The organism is Pontibacter sp. Tf4, assembly GCF_014212495.1.
In the GTDB taxonomy this organism is placed as follows: domain Bacteria; phylum Bacteroidota; class Bacteroidia; order Cytophagales; family Hymenobacteraceae; genus Pontibacter.
The window spans coordinates 163,003-179,393 of the sequence record NZ_JACKZC010000006.1; the positions used below are offsets into that span (position 1 = coordinate 163,003).

At 50.7% G+C, this 16,391-nt stretch carries 16 protein-coding genes; 14 read left to right on the forward strand and 2 right to left on the reverse strand.

Going from position 1 to position 16,391, the window contains the following annotated elements:
- Nucleotides 1-96: 96 nt before the first annotated feature.
- Nucleotides 97-1,221 (reverse strand): acyltransferase, encoded by a 1,125-nt coding sequence (locus H7F15_RS11455; RefSeq protein ID WP_185197112.1) that lies wholly within the window; start codon nt 1,219-1,221, stop codon nt 97-99.
- Nucleotides 1,222-1,468: 247 nt separating this feature from the next.
- Here H7F15_RS11455 and H7F15_RS11460 point away from each other — a divergent pair, with 247 nt between their 5' ends.
- The 14 genes from H7F15_RS11460 (at nt 1,469) to H7F15_RS11520 (ending at nt 15,553) form a co-directional block, all read left to right on the forward strand.
- On the forward strand, nt 1,469-2,170 hold the full coding sequence (locus H7F15_RS11460; protein ID WP_185197113.1) for an MgtC/SapB family protein: 702 nt from the start codon (nt 1,469-1,471) through the stop codon (nt 2,168-2,170).
- An 86-nt stretch (nt 2,171-2,256) separates the two neighbouring features.
- Nucleotides 2,257-3,339 (forward strand): endonuclease/exonuclease/phosphatase family protein, encoded by a 1,083-nt coding sequence (locus tag H7F15_RS11465; protein ID WP_185197114.1) that lies wholly within the window; start codon nt 2,257-2,259, stop codon nt 3,337-3,339.
- Between the two features lie 180 nt (nt 3,340-3,519).
- Nucleotides 3,520-4,485: a DPP IV N-terminal domain-containing protein gene (locus H7F15_RS11470; RefSeq protein WP_185197115.1), complete on the forward strand. Its 966-nt coding sequence runs from the start codon at nt 3,520-3,522 to the stop codon at nt 4,483-4,485.
- A gap of 211 nt (nt 4,486-4,696) precedes the next feature.
- A complete protein-coding gene (locus H7F15_RS11475; protein WP_185197116.1) occupies nt 4,697-5,128 on the forward strand; it encodes a hypothetical protein in 432 nt (143 codons plus the stop codon).
- 160 nt (nt 5,129-5,288) lie between these two features.
- Nucleotides 5,289-6,575 (forward strand): efflux RND transporter permease subunit, encoded by a 1,287-nt coding sequence (locus H7F15_RS11480; RefSeq protein ID WP_185197117.1) that lies wholly within the window; start codon nt 5,289-5,291, stop codon nt 6,573-6,575.
- Between the two features lie 43 nt (nt 6,576-6,618).
- Complete coding sequence (locus H7F15_RS11485; protein ID WP_185197118.1) at nt 6,619-6,984, forward strand: four helix bundle protein; 366 nt, start codon at nt 6,619-6,621, stop codon at nt 6,982-6,984.
- 42 nt (nt 6,985-7,026) lie between these two features.
- A complete protein-coding gene (locus tag H7F15_RS11490; protein ID WP_185197119.1) occupies nt 7,027-8,925 on the forward strand; it encodes an efflux RND transporter permease subunit in 1,899 nt (632 codons plus the stop codon).
- On the forward strand, nt 8,912-10,216 hold the full coding sequence (locus H7F15_RS11495; RefSeq protein WP_185197120.1) for a TolC family protein: 1,305 nt from the start codon (nt 8,912-8,914) through the stop codon (nt 10,214-10,216). Before H7F15_RS11490 ends, H7F15_RS11495 begins: the two co-directional genes overlap by 14 nt.
- 90 nt (nt 10,217-10,306) lie before the next feature.
- Nucleotides 10,307-11,608 carry an efflux RND transporter periplasmic adaptor subunit gene (locus tag H7F15_RS11500; protein ID WP_185197121.1) on the forward strand — a complete coding sequence of 434 codons (1,302 nt, stop codon included), beginning with the start codon at nt 10,307-10,309 and terminating at the stop codon, nt 11,606-11,608.
- Nucleotides 11,609-11,678: 70 nt separating this feature from the next.
- Nucleotides 11,679-12,875, forward strand: a complete 1,197-nt coding sequence (locus H7F15_RS11505; RefSeq protein WP_185197122.1) for an efflux RND transporter periplasmic adaptor subunit — start codon at nt 11,679-11,681, stop codon at nt 12,873-12,875.
- Between the two features lie 17 nt (nt 12,876-12,892).
- Complete coding sequence (locus H7F15_RS19495) at nt 12,893-13,021, forward strand: hypothetical protein (protein WP_255481201.1); 129 nt, start codon at nt 12,893-12,895, stop codon at nt 13,019-13,021.
- Nucleotides 13,022-13,036: 15 nt separating this feature from the next.
- On the forward strand, nt 13,037-13,495 hold the full coding sequence (locus H7F15_RS11510; protein ID WP_185197123.1) for a hypothetical protein: 459 nt from the start codon (nt 13,037-13,039) through the stop codon (nt 13,493-13,495).
- Between the two features lie 75 nt (nt 13,496-13,570).
- The gene (locus H7F15_RS11515; protein ID WP_221627054.1) at nt 13,571-14,203 is read left to right on the forward strand and encodes a DUF3347 domain-containing protein; all 633 of its coding nucleotides are present in this window, start codon (nt 13,571-13,573) and stop codon (nt 14,201-14,203) included.
- Nucleotides 14,204-14,530: 327 nt separating this feature from the next.
- Nucleotides 14,531-15,553 (forward strand): potassium channel family protein, encoded by a 1,023-nt coding sequence (locus H7F15_RS11520; protein WP_185197124.1) that lies wholly within the window; start codon nt 14,531-14,533, stop codon nt 15,551-15,553.
- Here H7F15_RS11520 and H7F15_RS11525 read toward each other — a convergent pair whose 3' ends face one another.
- Complete coding sequence (locus tag H7F15_RS11525) at nt 15,554-16,363, reverse strand: PepSY domain-containing protein (RefSeq protein ID WP_185197125.1); 810 nt, start codon at nt 16,361-16,363, stop codon at nt 15,554-15,556.
- Nucleotides 16,364-16,391 lie beyond the last annotated feature (28 nt).

A 16,391-nucleotide genomic window follows, 5' to 3' on the forward strand; every position in this document is an offset into this window, starting at 1 on the left:
TATAGTTTCATAGCGAGCTTTGCGAAAACCTCTGCGTCCTTTGCGGTTAAATTTAAACGCGAGGGGCGCGAAGGAGCAGGCTAAAGGCACAAAGTATTATTTCACTGCCAGAGTTTCCGGAGTTTGCTTTACATACGGGAAGTGATCTTTGTATTTGTTCAGCCTGCGCTCGAAAATGTGCCAGCTAAGTGCACTCAGCACGAACAAAACCACACCATACACCAGCAGCATTTGCCCGGTAGAAAGCGCGCCTGCTAACTTGAACGCACGCAACGCTTTGTTCACAAAATAAGGCACAAAGTTGTGGAACAGGTACAGGCCATAGCTGATCTGCCCGATATACACCATTGGTTTGGATGCCAGCAAGCTTCCGCCCAGGCCCTTAAAGCCCTGCGCTGCGCCCATCGTCAGGCTCGTAAACAAACAGATCACGGCAAACTCCTGAACTATAGGCATAGCCACATGCCAGCCTAAAAGTCCCGGAAAGAACTGCAGCACTGCAAAAACGGCCAATCCCACTATACCTGCCCACTGCACACGCGCAGCCAGTGCCTGTCGCCAGCTGGCATCGCTTGTAAATTTCCTGCTTTTCTGGAGCAGGGCCAGTATAGCGCCCGCCCCCAGGTAATGAAACGAACTGACAGGCAACACTCCCAGCCGGCTGCCGCCAATATCCAGGAACAAACAGGTCAGCTTAAAGACAGGAGCCAGCACGATGAAACCAACTATAGTAAGGGTAAGGTAGCGACGCGGCGTAAAAAGTATCACAAAGGGCCATAGCAGGTAAAACTGTTCTTCCACCGCCAGCGACCACAAATGCGACGCCTCTCCTATCCAGCTGCCCTCCATAAAAATAGCGAAGTTAGTGAGGTAGGTCAGGTGCCAGGGCAGGTGTTCCAGAACATTGTAGGCTCCCAGGGCTGCCGTTACAGCTATAGTCAGGTAGTAAGGCGGAAAGATGCGCAGGAAGCGGCGTGCGTAAAAGCTTTTCAGGATCTGCCAGTTACCGGCTCCAAGCGCTTCGGCTTTTGTGCGGGCACTCAGCAGAATTCCCGTAATCAGGTAACCGCTCAGCACAAAAAAAAGCTGCACGCCCAGCCCGCCTAAACCAGTCTGTTTTACCTCGGGTGTCCAGTGAAAAAGTATAACGATGATAACGGCAATTGCCCGAAGACCATCCAGCTGCACCATGTACCCATGCGCTGGTTTCTTTAAACTCATATAATCTGCTTCCAAAATCAAACCGCTCCCCTGCCAGCCAAAAAAGCGACCGCAAAAGTACAAAACACCAGCTTATAAATTATGCAGCAATTCACTGCAGTCGCCAGTGCTGCAGCAACTTTTTATACCCGGCAAAGTATAGCCTGTAAGCCTGATCGCTTATTCCAGCACGGCCACTATCCCTGAAATTTTATAGTACACAACCCCTTAGCCGGACCCGCTTTCCGGCTATAGTTACCCTTACACGATGGACCTGATCTTATTCGACTCACACGAAGTTACCCTGGGCAATGTCATTATCAGAGTGCTGCTAAGCGCTGTGCTGGGCGGATTGTTGGGCTGGGAGCGTGAAAAGCGCAGGCAGCAGGCGGGGCTGCGCACCCATATTGTGATTGCCGTAGGAGCCTGCCTGCTTATGCTCATTTCGGTGTACATACCCCAGACATTTTCAGAATACCGCAACGTAGACCCGGCCCGGCTTGCTGCGCAGGTTGTTTCGGGTATTGGCTTTCTGGGTGCGGGCGCTATTTTCAGGCTGGGAGGCAACACGCATGGGCTAACTACGGCGGCAACTATCTGGGCGGTGGCGGCAGTGGGTCTGGCAGTAGGGGTAGGCATGTACGGGGCAGCCACCGTAGTAACTATAGTACTGCTGTTTGTACTGGCTGTGCTCGATAAAGTAGGCAAACGCTACCTGAACACCGGTATGCTCAAAACCCTGAAGATTACTTACGAGTCGTCTAAAATAGAAACAAGCAAAATACTGGGCATCCTGGAGCATCACGATATCATTACCAACAACATCAACATTGTGCAGTCTAAAAACAGGCAGCATACCACTATAAAACTGTATGTATACGTGCCGACAGGACTGCATGTGAAGCAACTCTACAAAGACCTGAACGACCTGAAAAACGTTGGACGCATCTCGCTCGGGCAGGATTTTTAAGTTCTCAAACTATAGCTGCAGCACTATCTTTTAAACTATAGCCACTAAAAGCAAACCCTTCGTTTTTCTGAAAGTATAGCTTGGTAATGGCGAAGGTTCTGACAGTGCTTACTTATTTTCTGGCGTACGTTACCCTGCTTCCGTTGTGGCGCAACGATGCCTGGTGGGTGCGTGGGCTCGATTTCCCGCGTTTCCAGTTTATGCTGCTGGCGCTGGGCATGCTGCTGGCCGAGCTGTTTTTCTTTAACTTTTTGGAAATCGGCAGTTGGGTGATGGCTGGCATAGCGGTGGGCAGCTTAAGTTACCATGGCGGCTGGATCATACCGTACACGCAACTATACCCCACCGAAGTAAAAAAGGCCCGCCACCGCGACCCCAGTAACCAGCTCAGCATCCTGACAGCCAATGTACTGACCCCGAACCGTAACGCTGCCGGGCTGCTAAAAATAGTGAACAAATACAAGCCGGATGTACTGGTTACCCTCGAAACCGACAAGTGGTGGGAAGAGCAACTGGCGGTGTTGGAGACCAACTATAGTTATACTATAAAATGCCCGCTGGATAACCGCTATGGCATGCATGTATACTCGTTGCTACCCCTCGAAGACACGGCTATCCAGTTCCTGGTAGAGCCCGATGTGCCTTCCATGCATGCGCTGGTGGTGCTGCGGTCGGGTATTAAAGTACGGGTCCATTTTCTGCATCCGGCACCGCCCAGCCCCACCGAAAACCTGAAATCATCGGAGCGGGATGCCGAGCTGCTGGTCGTGGCCAAGAGTGTTTCGGATGAGAACGTGCCCATTATAGTTACCGGCGACCTGAACGATGTGGCCTGGTCTGAGACAACGCGCCTTTTCCGGAAGATAAGCGGCCTGCTCGATCCGCGCATCGGGCGTGGCATGTTCAATACCTTTCATGCTAAATTCTTTTTTGCGCGCTGGCCCTTGGATCACCTTTTTCATAGCGAGCACTTCACGCTTATCGGTATCAAGCGCATGCCTTATTTTGGTTCCGATCATTTCCCGATGCTGGTAGAGCTACTGTACGATAAACCCTACGGGGCCGACCAACAGGGCCTGGAAGCCGACACAGAAGACCTGGAATGGGCCGAGGAAAAAATGGATGCCCAGAAAGTGGAAGAAGAAGATGTACACGAACCGGGCAAATAGTACTTCCACTCAAAATTCACCAGCTACAACTATAGCTACCTGAACTATAGCTCGTCTCGCCGGCCACAACCTGACATCCGAAATCTGAAACTTTTTTAGCTAAAAATTATATATATCATTTTTAGTATGTATTTTTAGCTGCTTCTTTACACCTATAGTTTCACCCTAAAAAACAGATGTATGTTCTCTAAACTCAATGCGTTACTTTCGGTGCTGGCCTTATCCGGTGCGCTGGTACTCTCCGGATGCAGCAAAGACAGCGATGGCCCGGGCGGCGGTAATAATGGCTGGAGCGGAAAGCTGATCCACGACTGGTCGTCATCGGTGCGCGAGTATGATTTTTCTTCCAAAGCAGACCCCGAACTTTTTACCGGCCGTATGCCCAACCGCATGCCAAATGGCTCCACTCTGCACACTTCCAGCGTGTTTGAGCGCCTGGAAATGACCAATGCCAGCAGCTCACAAAAAACTGTGGTGTACGATGCCAGGGAGACCACTGCCGTGTATTCGCCACAGCTTTCCCCGGATGGCACTATGATCGCTTTTACCCACAACAAAGTATATGAACCCTCCAAATACCCGGTGAAGCGTGGCACCGTGATCGTGGACCTGCAGGGCAACTATATTGCCGGCATTCCGGATATGTACAGCGCTGTATGGCTGCCGGATGGCCGCCTGGTAGTGGCCGGCGACCATTCTTCGGATGGCTATGTACCGAGCACGCCATCTGCCAAAGCAGGTTTGTACATTGCCACTATAAACGGAACCACGGCCACGTTAACCAACATCAACCCGCAACTGGCAAACCCTACGCCGCTGTTGCCATCCGTAAGCCCCGACGGCAAGCGCGTTGCCTTTATGCTGAACAAGCACATCTGGACCATGAACATTGACGGGTCTAACCTGAAACAGCTGACAGCCTCTGACAACGATAACGAAGAGAGCTTTACAACCTGGTCGCCGGACGGAAAACACATTGCCGTATGGACCTATAAAACATTTGAGAACTCTTACTATACGGCCGTGGCCATTGTACCCTCCGACGCGGCACAACCCATTGTGCTGAAGAACGACGCCAACATCTGGCCACGCGACAAGGATGGCTACCGCATAAGCGGCGGCCGCGGCAACATGAGCTGGAAATAAACGATAGCAAGCCTGCCTGTTTTAGAACGGGCAGGCTTTTTTATAGCTCCGGAATGGTTGAACTATAGTTGGGGCACTGGCCTTTCATCGTAAATTGGCGGCCGTACAGCCTGCTTTTCCGGCCGACGGGCTAAATCTGTAAAACTTTTAGGTAAAAGTGTAAACTCTCTCTTTACTTTCGTACTACCTTTGTAAGGTATTATTGCAGAGCATGAAACTCGTAAAACGGATAATCTTACTGACGCTGACACTGCTGGTGCTTGTAACCTCTACAGGCTTATCGGTGGGGCTGCACTTTTGTGCCGGCGATATCCGTGACCTGAGCTTTTTTGGTAATGCCGCTGAGTGCCCGATGGAAAAGCAGAAAGAAGCACTTCCGTCCTGCCACAAACCTAAAGCACCACAGGACAAAGACGATTGCTGTGATGACCACCAACTGGTAATTGAGCGCCACGATGTAGCCACCGACACCGAAGCACTCCAACTCACCAAACTTCCCGACTTCAAATTTGCAGCTATCGTTCAGGCCGTGTTCCTGCAGCTGTACTTCCCCGAAGTTTCATTAAAACCCGCTTACGCCCTTTACACCTCGCCACCCGTCGTCCGCGACATACCGGTGCTGGTGCAATCCTTTCTGCTATAACCCTACAGTAGTACGATGCCAGGCTATAGTTGGCGTAGCTGTGTCCTTTTCGTTAGGACGCATACTTCCCCACAACTATAGTTTATAGTTCCGGCATCTTTCCTTTTCCGCTGCATTCCGGCAGCTTCTGTATTTCCTGTTAAGGTTATTTTATACATACATGATTGCGAAATTAATTTCTCTCTCGCTCCGTAACCGTTATGTTGTGCTGCTCATTTCGGCTGCGCTTTTCGGCTGGGGCTTATATGCTGTACAAACAAATAAGGTGGATGCCATTCCCGATTTGTCGGAGAACCAGGTAATTGTTTTTACAGAATGGATGGGCCGCAGCCCCCAGATCATCGAAGACCAGATCACCTACCCGCTTGTTACCAACTTGCAGGGTCTGCCCGATGTAAAATATGTGCGCGGGAGCTCCATGTTCGGGATGAGCTTTATCTACGTTATTTTTGAAGACGAGACCGATGTGTACTGGGCCCGCGAACGCGTGCTGGAGCGCCTGAGCTCGGTAGGCAACATGCTGCCAGAAGGTGTTGCGCCTACCCTTGGCCCGGACGGAACCGGTGTAGGCCACATTCTCTGGTACACCCTGGATGCTCCCGGCATGGACCTGGGCGAGCAACGCGCCGTTCAGGACTGGTACGTAAAATTTGCGCTGCAAAATGTGAAAGGCGTGAGTGAAGTAGCCTCTTTCGGCGGCTTCCAGAAGCAATACGAGATCACGCTGGACCCAAATAAACTCACCTACTATAATCTCTCTGTTCCGCAGGTTATCCAGTCTGTGCGGGCAAATAACAACGAAGGCGGCGGCCGCAAATTCGAGCTCTCCGATATCGGGTACATCATTAAAACGACCGGCTATCTACAGTCGGCGGAAGAGATCGAAAACATTGCCGTAGCTACCAATAACACTATTCCGGTTCGCATAAAAGATGTGGCCACCGTGCAGATGACAGGAGAAAGCCGCCTGGGCATTTTTGACCTGAACGGCGAAGGAGAAGCAGTTGGTGGTATTGTGGTGATGCGCTATGGCGAGAACGCCGACGAGGTGATCGACAACGTGAAGGTGAAGATGGAAGAAGTGGCCAAAGGCTTACCCGACGGCATGAAATTCAACATTGTGTACGACCGCAGCGGCCTGATCAACGAATCGGTAGACTCCATCAAGAAAACCCTGATCGAAGAGATGCTGGTGGCCTCTGTGATCGTATTCCTTTTCCTGTTCCACTGGCGTAGTGCCCTGGTTATCCTAATCCAATTGCCGCTTTCGGTAGCCATTGGGTTTATCCTGCTAAACGCCTTCGGCATTTCCTCCAACATCATGTCGCTTACCGGTATCGCGCTATCTATAGGTGTAATTGTGGATGATGCTATTGTGATGGTTGAGAACGCCTACCGGCATTTGGCCGATGCGACAAAGGGAAAAGAATGGATGGAAGAGGAATAAAAATTTGAATTTTGAATAACTGACTACTGAATAATTGAATAAGATGAATACGGACAGAAAAGAGTTTATAGAGCAGTTTCAGAAGCGAACAAAGAAGCTCGCCATTGATGTAATTCATTTCTCGAAACTACTGCCTAAAACAGAAGAAGCTACCATTATGAAGCGGCAGTTATTACGATCTGCAACTTCAGTTGCAGCCAACTATAGAGCAGCCTGCAGAGCCAGGTCGTCCGCAGAATTTCATTCAAAGATAAGCATCGTGATCGAAGAAGCTGACGAGACATTATTCTGGTTAGAACTACTCGAAGAATCTGGAACGACTACCAGGGATTCTGTCAGCCAGCTTATGAAAGAGGCAACAGAGATCTTATCAGTTATGGCAAAAGCACGAAAGAGCACGACCCGCTAATAGTCAGTTATTCAAAATTCAATTATTCAAAATTAGAATAACATGAAATTATCAAAAGAAGATAGAATCCGGATCATAGAGAAGGCCAGCAAGCAGGTGGGGCCGAGCGTGTTCTGGAGTACCGTAATCATCATTGTTTCCTTTTTGCCGGTATTCCTGCTAACTGGTCAGGAAGGGAAACTGTTCGGGCCGCTGGCCTGGACCAAGACCTTTATTCTTATAGTTGATGCGATTGTGGCCATCACACTTACGCCGGTGCTTATTTCCTTCTTCCTGAAAGGGAAGTTTAAAGGAGAGAATGCCAACCCGATCAACCGCGCCTTGGAAAAAGTGTACAGCCCCATCCTGAAATGGTGTTTAAAATGGCGTAAGACAACTATAGGTCTGAACATACTGGCCCTGCTGGTAGCTGTACCGATGCTCTTTAGTTTGGGCAACGAGTTTATGCCGCCGCTCGACGAAGGTTCTATCCTGTTTATGCCGGTAACGCTGCCTGATATTTCCAATGCCGAAGCCAAGCGCATACTACAGGTGCAGGACAAGATCATTAAGTCGGTGCCGGAAGTGGAGAGCGTGTTAGGCAAAGCAGGCCGAGCCAGCACCGCCACCGATAACTCTCCAATCAGCATGATCGAAACAATCATTATGCTGAAACCGCAGTCGGAGTGGCGCGAAGGCATGACCAAGCAGGACATTATTCAGGAGCTGGACTCCAAGCTGCAGATACCGGGTGTAGTAAACGGCTGGACCCAACCTATCATCAACCGCATCAACATGCTGGCAACCGGTATCCGGACTGACGTGGGCGTAAAAGTTTACGGCCAGGACCTGGACTCCATTGCAGCAGTGTCGGAGCGGGTACGTGATGCCTTGACCGGTGTGGAAGGTGTCAGGGACCTGTTCGTAGAGCCGATCACCGGCGGCAAGTACCTCGAGATCGACATTAACCGTGATGCCCTGAGCCGCTTCGGCCTAACCGTAGATGACGTGAACATGCTGATTGAGTCAGCGCTGGGTGGTACAACTATAGGCAACACCATTGAGGGTCGCCAGCGCTTCGCCATTAACGTGCGCCTTGCCCAGGAGTATCGCAACAGTGTAGAGCGCATCAAACGCATCCCGATCCAGACGCCATCTGCCGGAACTATACCACTATCGTCGGTAGCTGATATTAAGTTTACCGAAGGCCCGCCCATGATCAGTTCCGACAATGCGCAGCTGCGCGGAGCCGTACTGTTTAACGTGCGCGACCGCGACCTGGGCAGCACCGTGGAAGAAGCCATCGAAAAGATAAACCAGGAAGTTACCGGCATACCTGATGGGTATTACCTGGAGTGGAGCGGCCAGTGGGAAAACCAGGTGCGAGCAAACCAGACCTTGCAGATCATCATTCCGCTGGTACTCATTATCATTTTCCTGATCCTGTATTTCTCCTTTAACTCTTTGAAGGAAGCCTTTATAAACCTGGTAACGATACCATTTGCGCTGGTGGGTGGGGTATTTATAGTTTACTTCTATGGTGTAAACCTGTCGGTGGCCGTGGCGGTGGGCTTTATTGCCTTGTTCGGGATGGCCGTGGAAACCGGTATGCTGATGGTGGTTTACCTGAACGAAGCCATGCACGACCTGGTCGCCCTGAAAGGAAACAGTTCAGAAACGATCACTAAAAAGGACCTGCGCGAATACGTGTTCCGGGGTGCGGCCAAGCGCCTTCGCCCTAAGATCATGACTGTTTCCGTTTCCCTTTTCGGTCTGATTCCGGTGTTGTGGGCAACAGGCGTGGGTACTGATGTGATGCTGCCCATCGTGCTTCCGCTGATCGGGGGTGTATTTACGTCATCCATCCACATTCTGCTGGTTACGCCGGTGGTGTTCGAGATGACCAAAGAATACGAGTTAAAGAAACACGGCAAAATTGAGATCTACGATGTTAGTCACTAAAAAATATACTTTTAAAATTCCCCTTCTCGGAGGGGGCAGGGGTAGATTAATCGCAACTATAGCTTTACTGCTAACTATAGTTCCTGCCCTGGCCCAGGAACAACAGCCGCAGGTCATGAACCTGGACAGCGTGCTGCAGCGCATCAGCAAACAAAACCCGATGCTGCAGATGTACTACACACGTGCCAAAGCCATGGATGCTTATGCCGAAGGAGCGAAAAGCTGGATGGCCCCTATGGTTGGAGGTGGATTTTACATGAACCCCTACCCTGGCGCCGAAGTGATGGATGATGCCGACAAAGGCTCTTACATGATCGTAGCAGAGCAAAGCATCCCAAACCCGGCCAAGCTGCGCGCTAAGGAAAAGTACATGAAATCCAGGGCAGCTATAGAGAGTTCTGGCAGGAATGTGACCTATAACGAGCTTCGGGCACAGGCTAAAACGGCTTACTATAACTGGGTGGTGCTGGAAAAGAAAATGGATGCCCTGCAGGATAACCGCAAGATTATGGACTACATGCTGAAGCTGGCGCGTATCCGCTACCCTTATAACCAGGGCAGGCTTGGCAGCATCTATAAAGCCGAAGCCAGGATGCACGAAGTAGACAACATGATCGAGATGACCGAACGGCAGATAACCCAGCAGAACATTACCCTGAACACGCTGATGAACCTGCCGCGCGAGCAGCGCTACAAGATCGATACAACTATAGCTATGCATCAGCACACGCTGCCAACTATAGATACTACTTACCTGGCGGCAGCCCGCAGCGATGTGCAGCGCATAGATCGTAGCATCGAGAGCATGCGTCTGAATGTGCAGCTGGAGAAACTGGAACGCAAACCGGATTTCAGTATTCAGTTCGAGCACATGTACCCTAAGTCGGATATGATGCCGCAGCAGTTCTCGGCTATGGCCATGGTTTCGATACCAATTGCGCCGTGGTCGTCTAAAATGTACAAGGCCAACACCAAGGCCATGAACCTGGAGATAAACGCCATGCAACAGGAGCGCGAAGCCATACTGGCCGAAGCAGAAGGCATGGCGCAAAGCATGGCCCTTGAAGCAACCGCCCTGCACCACCACATCGAGAACTATAAGAACAAGATACTGCCGGCCCTGAAGAAGAACTATGATGTAACCATGCTGGCCTATGAACAGAACAGCGCCCAACTGCCGGAAGTGATCGATGCCTGGGAAGCTTTGAACATGGCACAGATGGATTACTTAGATGACCTGCAGCAATACTACCAGATGGTGGTGAACTATGAAAAGGAAATTGAGAAGTAGTTGATTTGAGGATTTGAAAATTTGGAGATGTGGAGATTTGAAAATTGAAATTCACTCATTCACTCAACCACTCATTCAAAATTAGAAACGATGAAAAGATATATAAACATACTGCTGCTGGTGCTGGCTATAGTTGTGGCGGCCTGCTCTGGCGACGAGCATAAGCACGCGGAGGGCACGACTTACACCTGCCCGATGCACCCGCAGATTGTGCAGAACGAACCCGGCACCTGCCCGATCTGTGGCATGGACCTGGTGCCACAAAATGCGCACAGCGAGGGCATCGAAATTACCGAAGACCTGGCCTTTTTGCTGAAACCAACCAACACAACAGTGGTGGCAACGATAGCTACCATTAAACCGGAGCATAAAAGCGTGGATGCAACTATAGCAATGGAAGGCATCATCAGCTACGACCCAAACCGGGTGTATACCATTCCTGCACGAGTGGCCGGCAGAATAGAATCACTGCAGGTAAAATTCAATTTCCAGCCCGTTCGTAAAGGCCAGAAGCTGATGGAGATCTATAGTCCGGACCTGATAACAGCGCAGCGGGAGTTAACCTACCTGGTGCGTTCTGCCCCCGAAGACAAACAACTGATTGAGGCAGCTAAACAGAAACTACGCCTGTTAGGCGCTACGGATGCGCAGATAAACCAGTTGGTAAAGACCGGTAAAGAGAGTTATACTTTTGCGATCTATAGTCCTTACGATGGGTATGTGATCGGTTTGAATACCACCGCACCAACTGCTTCTGCCGCTCAAACTATGGCTGCTGCTCCTGCGGCGTCGGGCATGGATGGGATGGGCGGTGGCGCCTCAACTACACCAGCAGCCCCGCAAACTACGGCATCTACCGGATCTGAAATACAGCTGCGCGAAGGCATGTACGTGAGCACCGGGCAGGCCTTGCTGCAGGTAGTAAACCCAAACCGGCTGTGGGCTGAATTCAACATAGCTGCCGATAAAGCAAAAACACTTACCAAAGGCGCGCCTGTGCAGATCACTTTTCCGCAGCTACCAGACCAGCAGTTGCAGGCCAAATTAGACTTCCTTCAGCCATTTTACCAGGCCGGAGAAAACTTTGCAAAGGTTCGGGTATACCTGCCTGGTGAGCAAAAAGCAGCCATGGTAGGCCAACTGGTAAGCGGGAAGGTGAACTATACTACGGAACCAACACTCTGGATACCGAAAGAAGCGGTGCTGGACATCGGCACCAAAACGATCGTTTTCAAAAAAGGAGAACGCGGCTTCGAACCCATGGAAGTTACAACAGGCACCACCCAGGGCAAGGAAATTCAGGTTAGCAAAGGGCTGCAGCAAACCGATGTAATCGCTGCCAATGCCCAGTTCCTGGTAGACAGCGAAAGCTTTATCAGAGTTAATAAATGATTTGAAAATTTGGGGATGTGGAGATTTGAAAATTCACTCATTCACTCAACCACTCATTCAGAATTAAGATATGAAACGATATATAAACATACTGCTGCTGACGCTGGCTATAGTTGTAGCGGCCTGCTCCGGCGAAGAGCACAAGCACGCAGAGGGGACGGAGACAACTTATACCTGCCCGATGCACCCGCAGATTGTGCAGAACGAGCCGGGCACCTGCCCTATCTGCTTCATGGACCTGGTACCCGTATCGAAGGGTGGCGATAAGGACGGTGAACTGATGCTGAGCGACAGCCAGATTGCACTGGGCAATATTAAGGTGAAGCGGGTTAAGTACGGCGATGTGAACAGCAACACCATCCTCACCGGCCGCCTGGTACTGGATGAGACCGCAACCGAGGTGATCAGCAGCCGTGCCGCCGGGCGCATAGACAAACTATACCTGAAAGAGACAGGCCAGCCGGTAAAACAGGGTCAGCCACTCTACCAACTATATTCCGAGCAACTGCTAACCCTGCAACAGGAGTACCTGCTGGCACTGAAACAGAACCAGGAACTGGGCAAAGAAAATCCGCGGTTCGCATCGTTCCTGGATGCTGCCAAAAAGAAGCTCTTACTTTATGGACTGACCGAAGGACAGATCCGTGGCCTGGCAAAATCCGGCAGAACAGATGCACGCGTTACGTTTGTGGCACCCAGATCTGGTATAGTTACCGAAGTTTCTGCAGCCGAAGGCCAGTATGTAACAGAGGGCAGCGTACTATATAAACTAAGCGACCTGGGCAGCATCTGGGTAGAGGCCGAACTATACCCACAGGAAATTGCCGGGATAAAAACAGGCGACGAAGTGAAGGTAACAGTACAGGGCGCTGCCGACCCGGTTACAGCCAACGTTACTTTCCTGAGTCCGGAATTCAGGGCTGGTAGCCAGGTGGCGGTACTGCGTGCCGAACTACCCAATAAACAGGGCAACTATATGCCGGGCATGCAGGCTACCATTACGCTTCCCGGCAAAAACAGCAACACGCTCACCATCCCAACCGATGCCGTGATCCGCGATAACAGGAAAAACCACGTGTGGGTACAGACCGGAAAGAACACTTTTGCTGCCCGGCCTGTTACCCTTGGAGAAGAGAGTGCCCAGAACGTAGCCATCCTGTCAGGCATTAAGGAAAACGACAAAGTGGTGGTATCGGGGGCGTACCTGCTCTACAGCGAATTTGTACTCAAAAAAGGTGGCGACCCTGTGGCAAGCCATCAGCATTAATCCTAACTATAGTTACCATGAAAGACTGCTGCAAAACCGGAGACGAACAACCTGACAAAACGGGCAAACCATGGCTGAAATGGCTGCTTTATACAACTATAGGCCTGGCGCTGGGTTTTGTAATTTTAGAACAGATCAACTTTTAAATTTATAAGCTTACCATGAAAAACAACCTGCTTTATACTATAGCCGCAGCTGCCCTGTTGCTGGCTTCCTGCTCATCCGAAAAACCGGCACAAACACAGGCCGCCGAAACTACCACTGCCCCAGCACCAGCTATGGCCGAAGCGCACACTGCACACCAGACCACCATGGCATCGCCGGCCGAACTGATGACAGAAGACGGCCTGCCCAAAGACCTGGTGTGTATGGTGAACAACGCCTTTATGGGCAAAAAACAGTACCCCGTTGCCTTTGAGGATAAGATGTACTATGGCTGCTGCGAGATGTGCGTAAAAACCATCCAGAACCAGCGTGAAGTACGTTATGCCACCGACCCGGTAACCGGCGAAGAAGTAGATAAATCAGCGGCGTATATTGCCCTGAAGCCGGGCGGCGCGAACGGCGATGTGCTCTACTTTGCATCTGAAGCCAACTATAAGCAATACCAGCAACTATAGCCGCACAGCCAACTATAGTTAAGAATCACCAAATCAATTCTTATCTTTATACTTCGAAACAACACGAAACGCATCATGAAAAAGACGTTTGTAGCAGCTGCCCTGGCGGCGTTTGTATTCACAGCATGCTCCGAGAGCGGCAAGCACGAAACTGCCGAAACCGAGACCATGGAACACCACGAAGGCATGGCCCACGGCGATGAAATGCCGGCGCAGACCAGCGTAGTGGTAGAAGCCCCGGACTACACCGCGGCAGCAGAACCGGTAAAAAACCAGATATCGGACGTAGTAAGCGGCTACCTGAAACTGAAAGATAACCTTGTGGCATCGGATGCAGCCAAGGCACAGCAGGATGCCAAAGCTATAGTTGACGCCGCTAAAAAAGTAGATGTAAGTGCACTGGAAGGCGAGCAGAAAACATTTGCCGAAGAAAAACTGAGCGAAGTACGCCAGGCAGCATCGGCCATGGCAGAGGCTGCTGACCTGGAACTGCAGCGCGCGCAGCTGGAGCTATTATCTGAAGCAACTTTTGCCCTGACCAAAGCATTTGGCGCTGCCCACGAAACCCTGTACTACCAGCATTGCCCGATGGCCAACAACGACCAGGGCGCTTACTGGCTGAGTGCAGAGAAAGATATTAAGAACCCCTATTTCGGAGATGCCATGCTGAAATGCGGCAGCAACGAAGAGGTTTACAGCAAGAAGTAATTCCTGTTTACAATCTATAGTTAAGGCAGCCTGTATGGGCTGCCTTTTCTGTTTTCATGCATCATTTTACGCCTTTGTAGCCCTCGCTCGCCTCTGGCGAGTGTGAGCTATTCCACGGCCTCTGGCCGCTGTAGTTTATACACTGTAGTTCTATCTGATCCATTTATAAAGTGTGACGTGGCGGGACGCCACTAAATAGCTCACACTCGCCAGAGACGAGCGAGGGCAAGAAATAGTAACTATAGTTACCTGCCAGGCTATAGTTTTGCAGCAGTTCAACACTTGCCGCGCCTGTGCGTTTAAGCAAACGCACCTACCTCATTTTGTATGAACTACATTTACCTGGCGCTGGGCATCCTGCTCTTTGTACTTGTTTCCTTAGATATTACCAAAACTACCGTATCCTCCAACGGCGGAGGTTCGCTTACCAACTATATTGCCCGAAGTATCTGGATGTTGTTCCTGTATGCAACACGCAAAAACGGAAGGTCCAAAGTACTGTCTTATGTGGGTTCTGCCATACTGGCCGCCATACTTTTAACCTGGGTTTTTACCCTCTGGGGCAGTATGCTGCTAATGCTGATGGCTGATAAAGGTGCTATTAAAAACAGCACTACCAATGCAGATGCAAGCCTGCTGGAGCAACTCTACTATGCGGGCTACACCCTTTCTACCTTAGGTGTGGGGGATTATATTCCAACCACAGATTTTTGGCGCCTTGTTACCAACATTACGGCCTTTGCCGGGCTGGCTTCTATTACAGCGTCTATCACCTATTTTATACCAGTGCTGCAGGCTGTGGAGCACCAGAGCAAACTCAGTTTTTACATCAGCAGCATGGGCCATACGCCTGCCCAGATACTGCGCAACAGCTGGAACGGCAAAGACTTTTCTTCATTTTATGAGAACACGGATGCGATCTGCCAGATGCTGATGCAGCACATTACACACCACCATTCCTACCCTATTATCCATTACTTTCATAACCACCGCATTCAGTTCTCTATATCAGTGGGGGTTGCCCTGCTTGCCGAAACTTACTACCTTTTGCAGTATGGTGTGCATCCGCAGCTAAACAACAAGCTAAAGCTGATCATGCTGAAAAACACACTGGAACAGTACCTGCAGCTGGTAAAGAGTGAGTACATTAAAGATGCTGAACCCGACGAACAACCACCCAAGCCGGAGCTGGATGAGTTGCTGGAAGCCGGCATTCCGTTACAACCCAAAGAAACTATAGTTGCTGCCTTTCAGAAGGAGCTAAAGGGCCCACGCACGCTTTTAACCGTATTGATTGAAACCGATGGATGGACCTGGGGACAGGTGTACCGGGACGAAGTTGAGCTATAGTTACCGGTTTACTTTCTGGTATGCGGTGGCCTTTTTCTGGCGCGGCGATGATACAAAATACAGCACAAACCCAGACACTACCGTCAGTAGGCCCAAAACAGAAAATACGCGGAGCAGCAGATTGCCGAAGTTGTCGCGGCTTTCGTAGTCCATGGTGTGCAGCATCCACAGGAAATCGAACATGCGCCACTGGTTGTGCCGGATGGCCTGGAACGTGCCCAGTTCTGCCGAAACATACACCGTACAGTTAGCAGGCTGACTATAGGTGATGGCCCAGGCGGGCAGCGGTTTTTCGCGGTATTCGTGGTGCGCTCCTGCTTCGGTCAGGTATTCCACCTTTTCTACTTTAACAGGGGCTTTCAGCTGGTTGCTTGCAACCGCTACGGCTTGTTCTTTGGTTAGGGCAGGTATAAATTCACCGGTTGCGGCGCGGGCTAACTGTACTTTCTGGTTGGTAGCAGCCATAGCCGAATGCCCACCTGCTTCGCCTGTTGCGTGGTCGGCGTTGCCGGTAAAGTAGCGCACCTGGTAAACCGGCTCCCCATTTATCTCTGCCAACTGTATACCTGCCACAGAATCCACCTGCCGGTTTGTTTTCAGGTTATCCAACACTACTTGCGGCGAAATAAGGCGCAGGTCGGCCGGGAAATATCTTTTCTCGCTGCGCAGGTGGTCGCCGTGCACTTCGTCAATGTCGTTCCAGCTAAAATACAGACCACCTATTGTCCAGAAAAGGAATTGTATGCCCAGTACAAGGCCCAGGTAGCGGTGCGATTTACGGATATAATAGTGCCTGCTTTTTAACTTCATCGGGCTAATATACTATAAAAACACATTC

Excerpts from the sequence above, each read along its gene's own strand:
- H7F15_RS11480 (WP_185197117.1), top strand. The coding sequence starts at position 5,289 with ATGATTGCGAAATTAATTTCTCTCTCGCTCCGTAACCGTTATGTTGTG.
- H7F15_RS19495 (WP_255481201.1), top strand. The coding sequence starts at position 12,893 with ATGAAAGACTGCTGCAAAACCGGAGACGAACAACCTGACAAAACGGGC.
- H7F15_RS11500 (WP_185197121.1), top strand. The coding sequence starts at position 10,307 with ATGAAAAGATATATAAACATACTGCTGCTGGTGCTGGCTATAGTTGTG.
- H7F15_RS11465 (WP_185197114.1), top strand. The coding sequence starts at position 2,257 with ATGGCGAAGGTTCTGACAGTGCTTACTTATTTTCTGGCGTACGTTACC.
- H7F15_RS11515 (WP_221627054.1), top strand. The coding sequence starts at position 13,571 with ATGAAAAAGACGTTTGTAGCAGCTGCCCTGGCGGCGTTTGTATTCACA.
- H7F15_RS11520 (WP_185197124.1), top strand. The coding sequence starts at position 14,531 with ATGAACTACATTTACCTGGCGCTGGGCATCCTGCTCTTTGTACTTGTT.
- H7F15_RS11525 (WP_185197125.1), bottom strand. The coding sequence starts at position 16,363 with ATGAAGTTAAAAAGCAGGCACTATTATATCCGTAAATCGCACCGCTAC.
- H7F15_RS11510 (WP_185197123.1), top strand. The coding sequence starts at position 13,037 with ATGAAAAACAACCTGCTTTATACTATAGCCGCAGCTGCCCTGTTGCTG.
- H7F15_RS11475 (WP_185197116.1), top strand. The coding sequence starts at position 4,697 with ATGAAACTCGTAAAACGGATAATCTTACTGACGCTGACACTGCTGGTG.
- H7F15_RS11460 (WP_185197113.1), top strand. The coding sequence starts at position 1,469 with ATGGACCTGATCTTATTCGACTCACACGAAGTTACCCTGGGCAATGTC.
- H7F15_RS11455 (WP_185197112.1), bottom strand. The coding sequence starts at position 1,221 with ATGAGTTTAAAGAAACCAGCGCATGGGTACATGGTGCAGCTGGATGGT.
- H7F15_RS11495 (WP_185197120.1), top strand. The coding sequence starts at position 8,912 with ATGTTAGTCACTAAAAAATATACTTTTAAAATTCCCCTTCTCGGAGGG.
- H7F15_RS11505 (WP_185197122.1), top strand. The coding sequence starts at position 11,679 with ATGAAACGATATATAAACATACTGCTGCTGACGCTGGCTATAGTTGTA.
- H7F15_RS11490 (WP_185197119.1), top strand. The coding sequence starts at position 7,027 with ATGAAATTATCAAAAGAAGATAGAATCCGGATCATAGAGAAGGCCAGC.
- H7F15_RS11485 (WP_185197118.1), top strand. The coding sequence starts at position 6,619 with ATGAATACGGACAGAAAAGAGTTTATAGAGCAGTTTCAGAAGCGAACA.
- H7F15_RS11470 (WP_185197115.1), top strand. The coding sequence starts at position 3,520 with ATGTTCTCTAAACTCAATGCGTTACTTTCGGTGCTGGCCTTATCCGGT.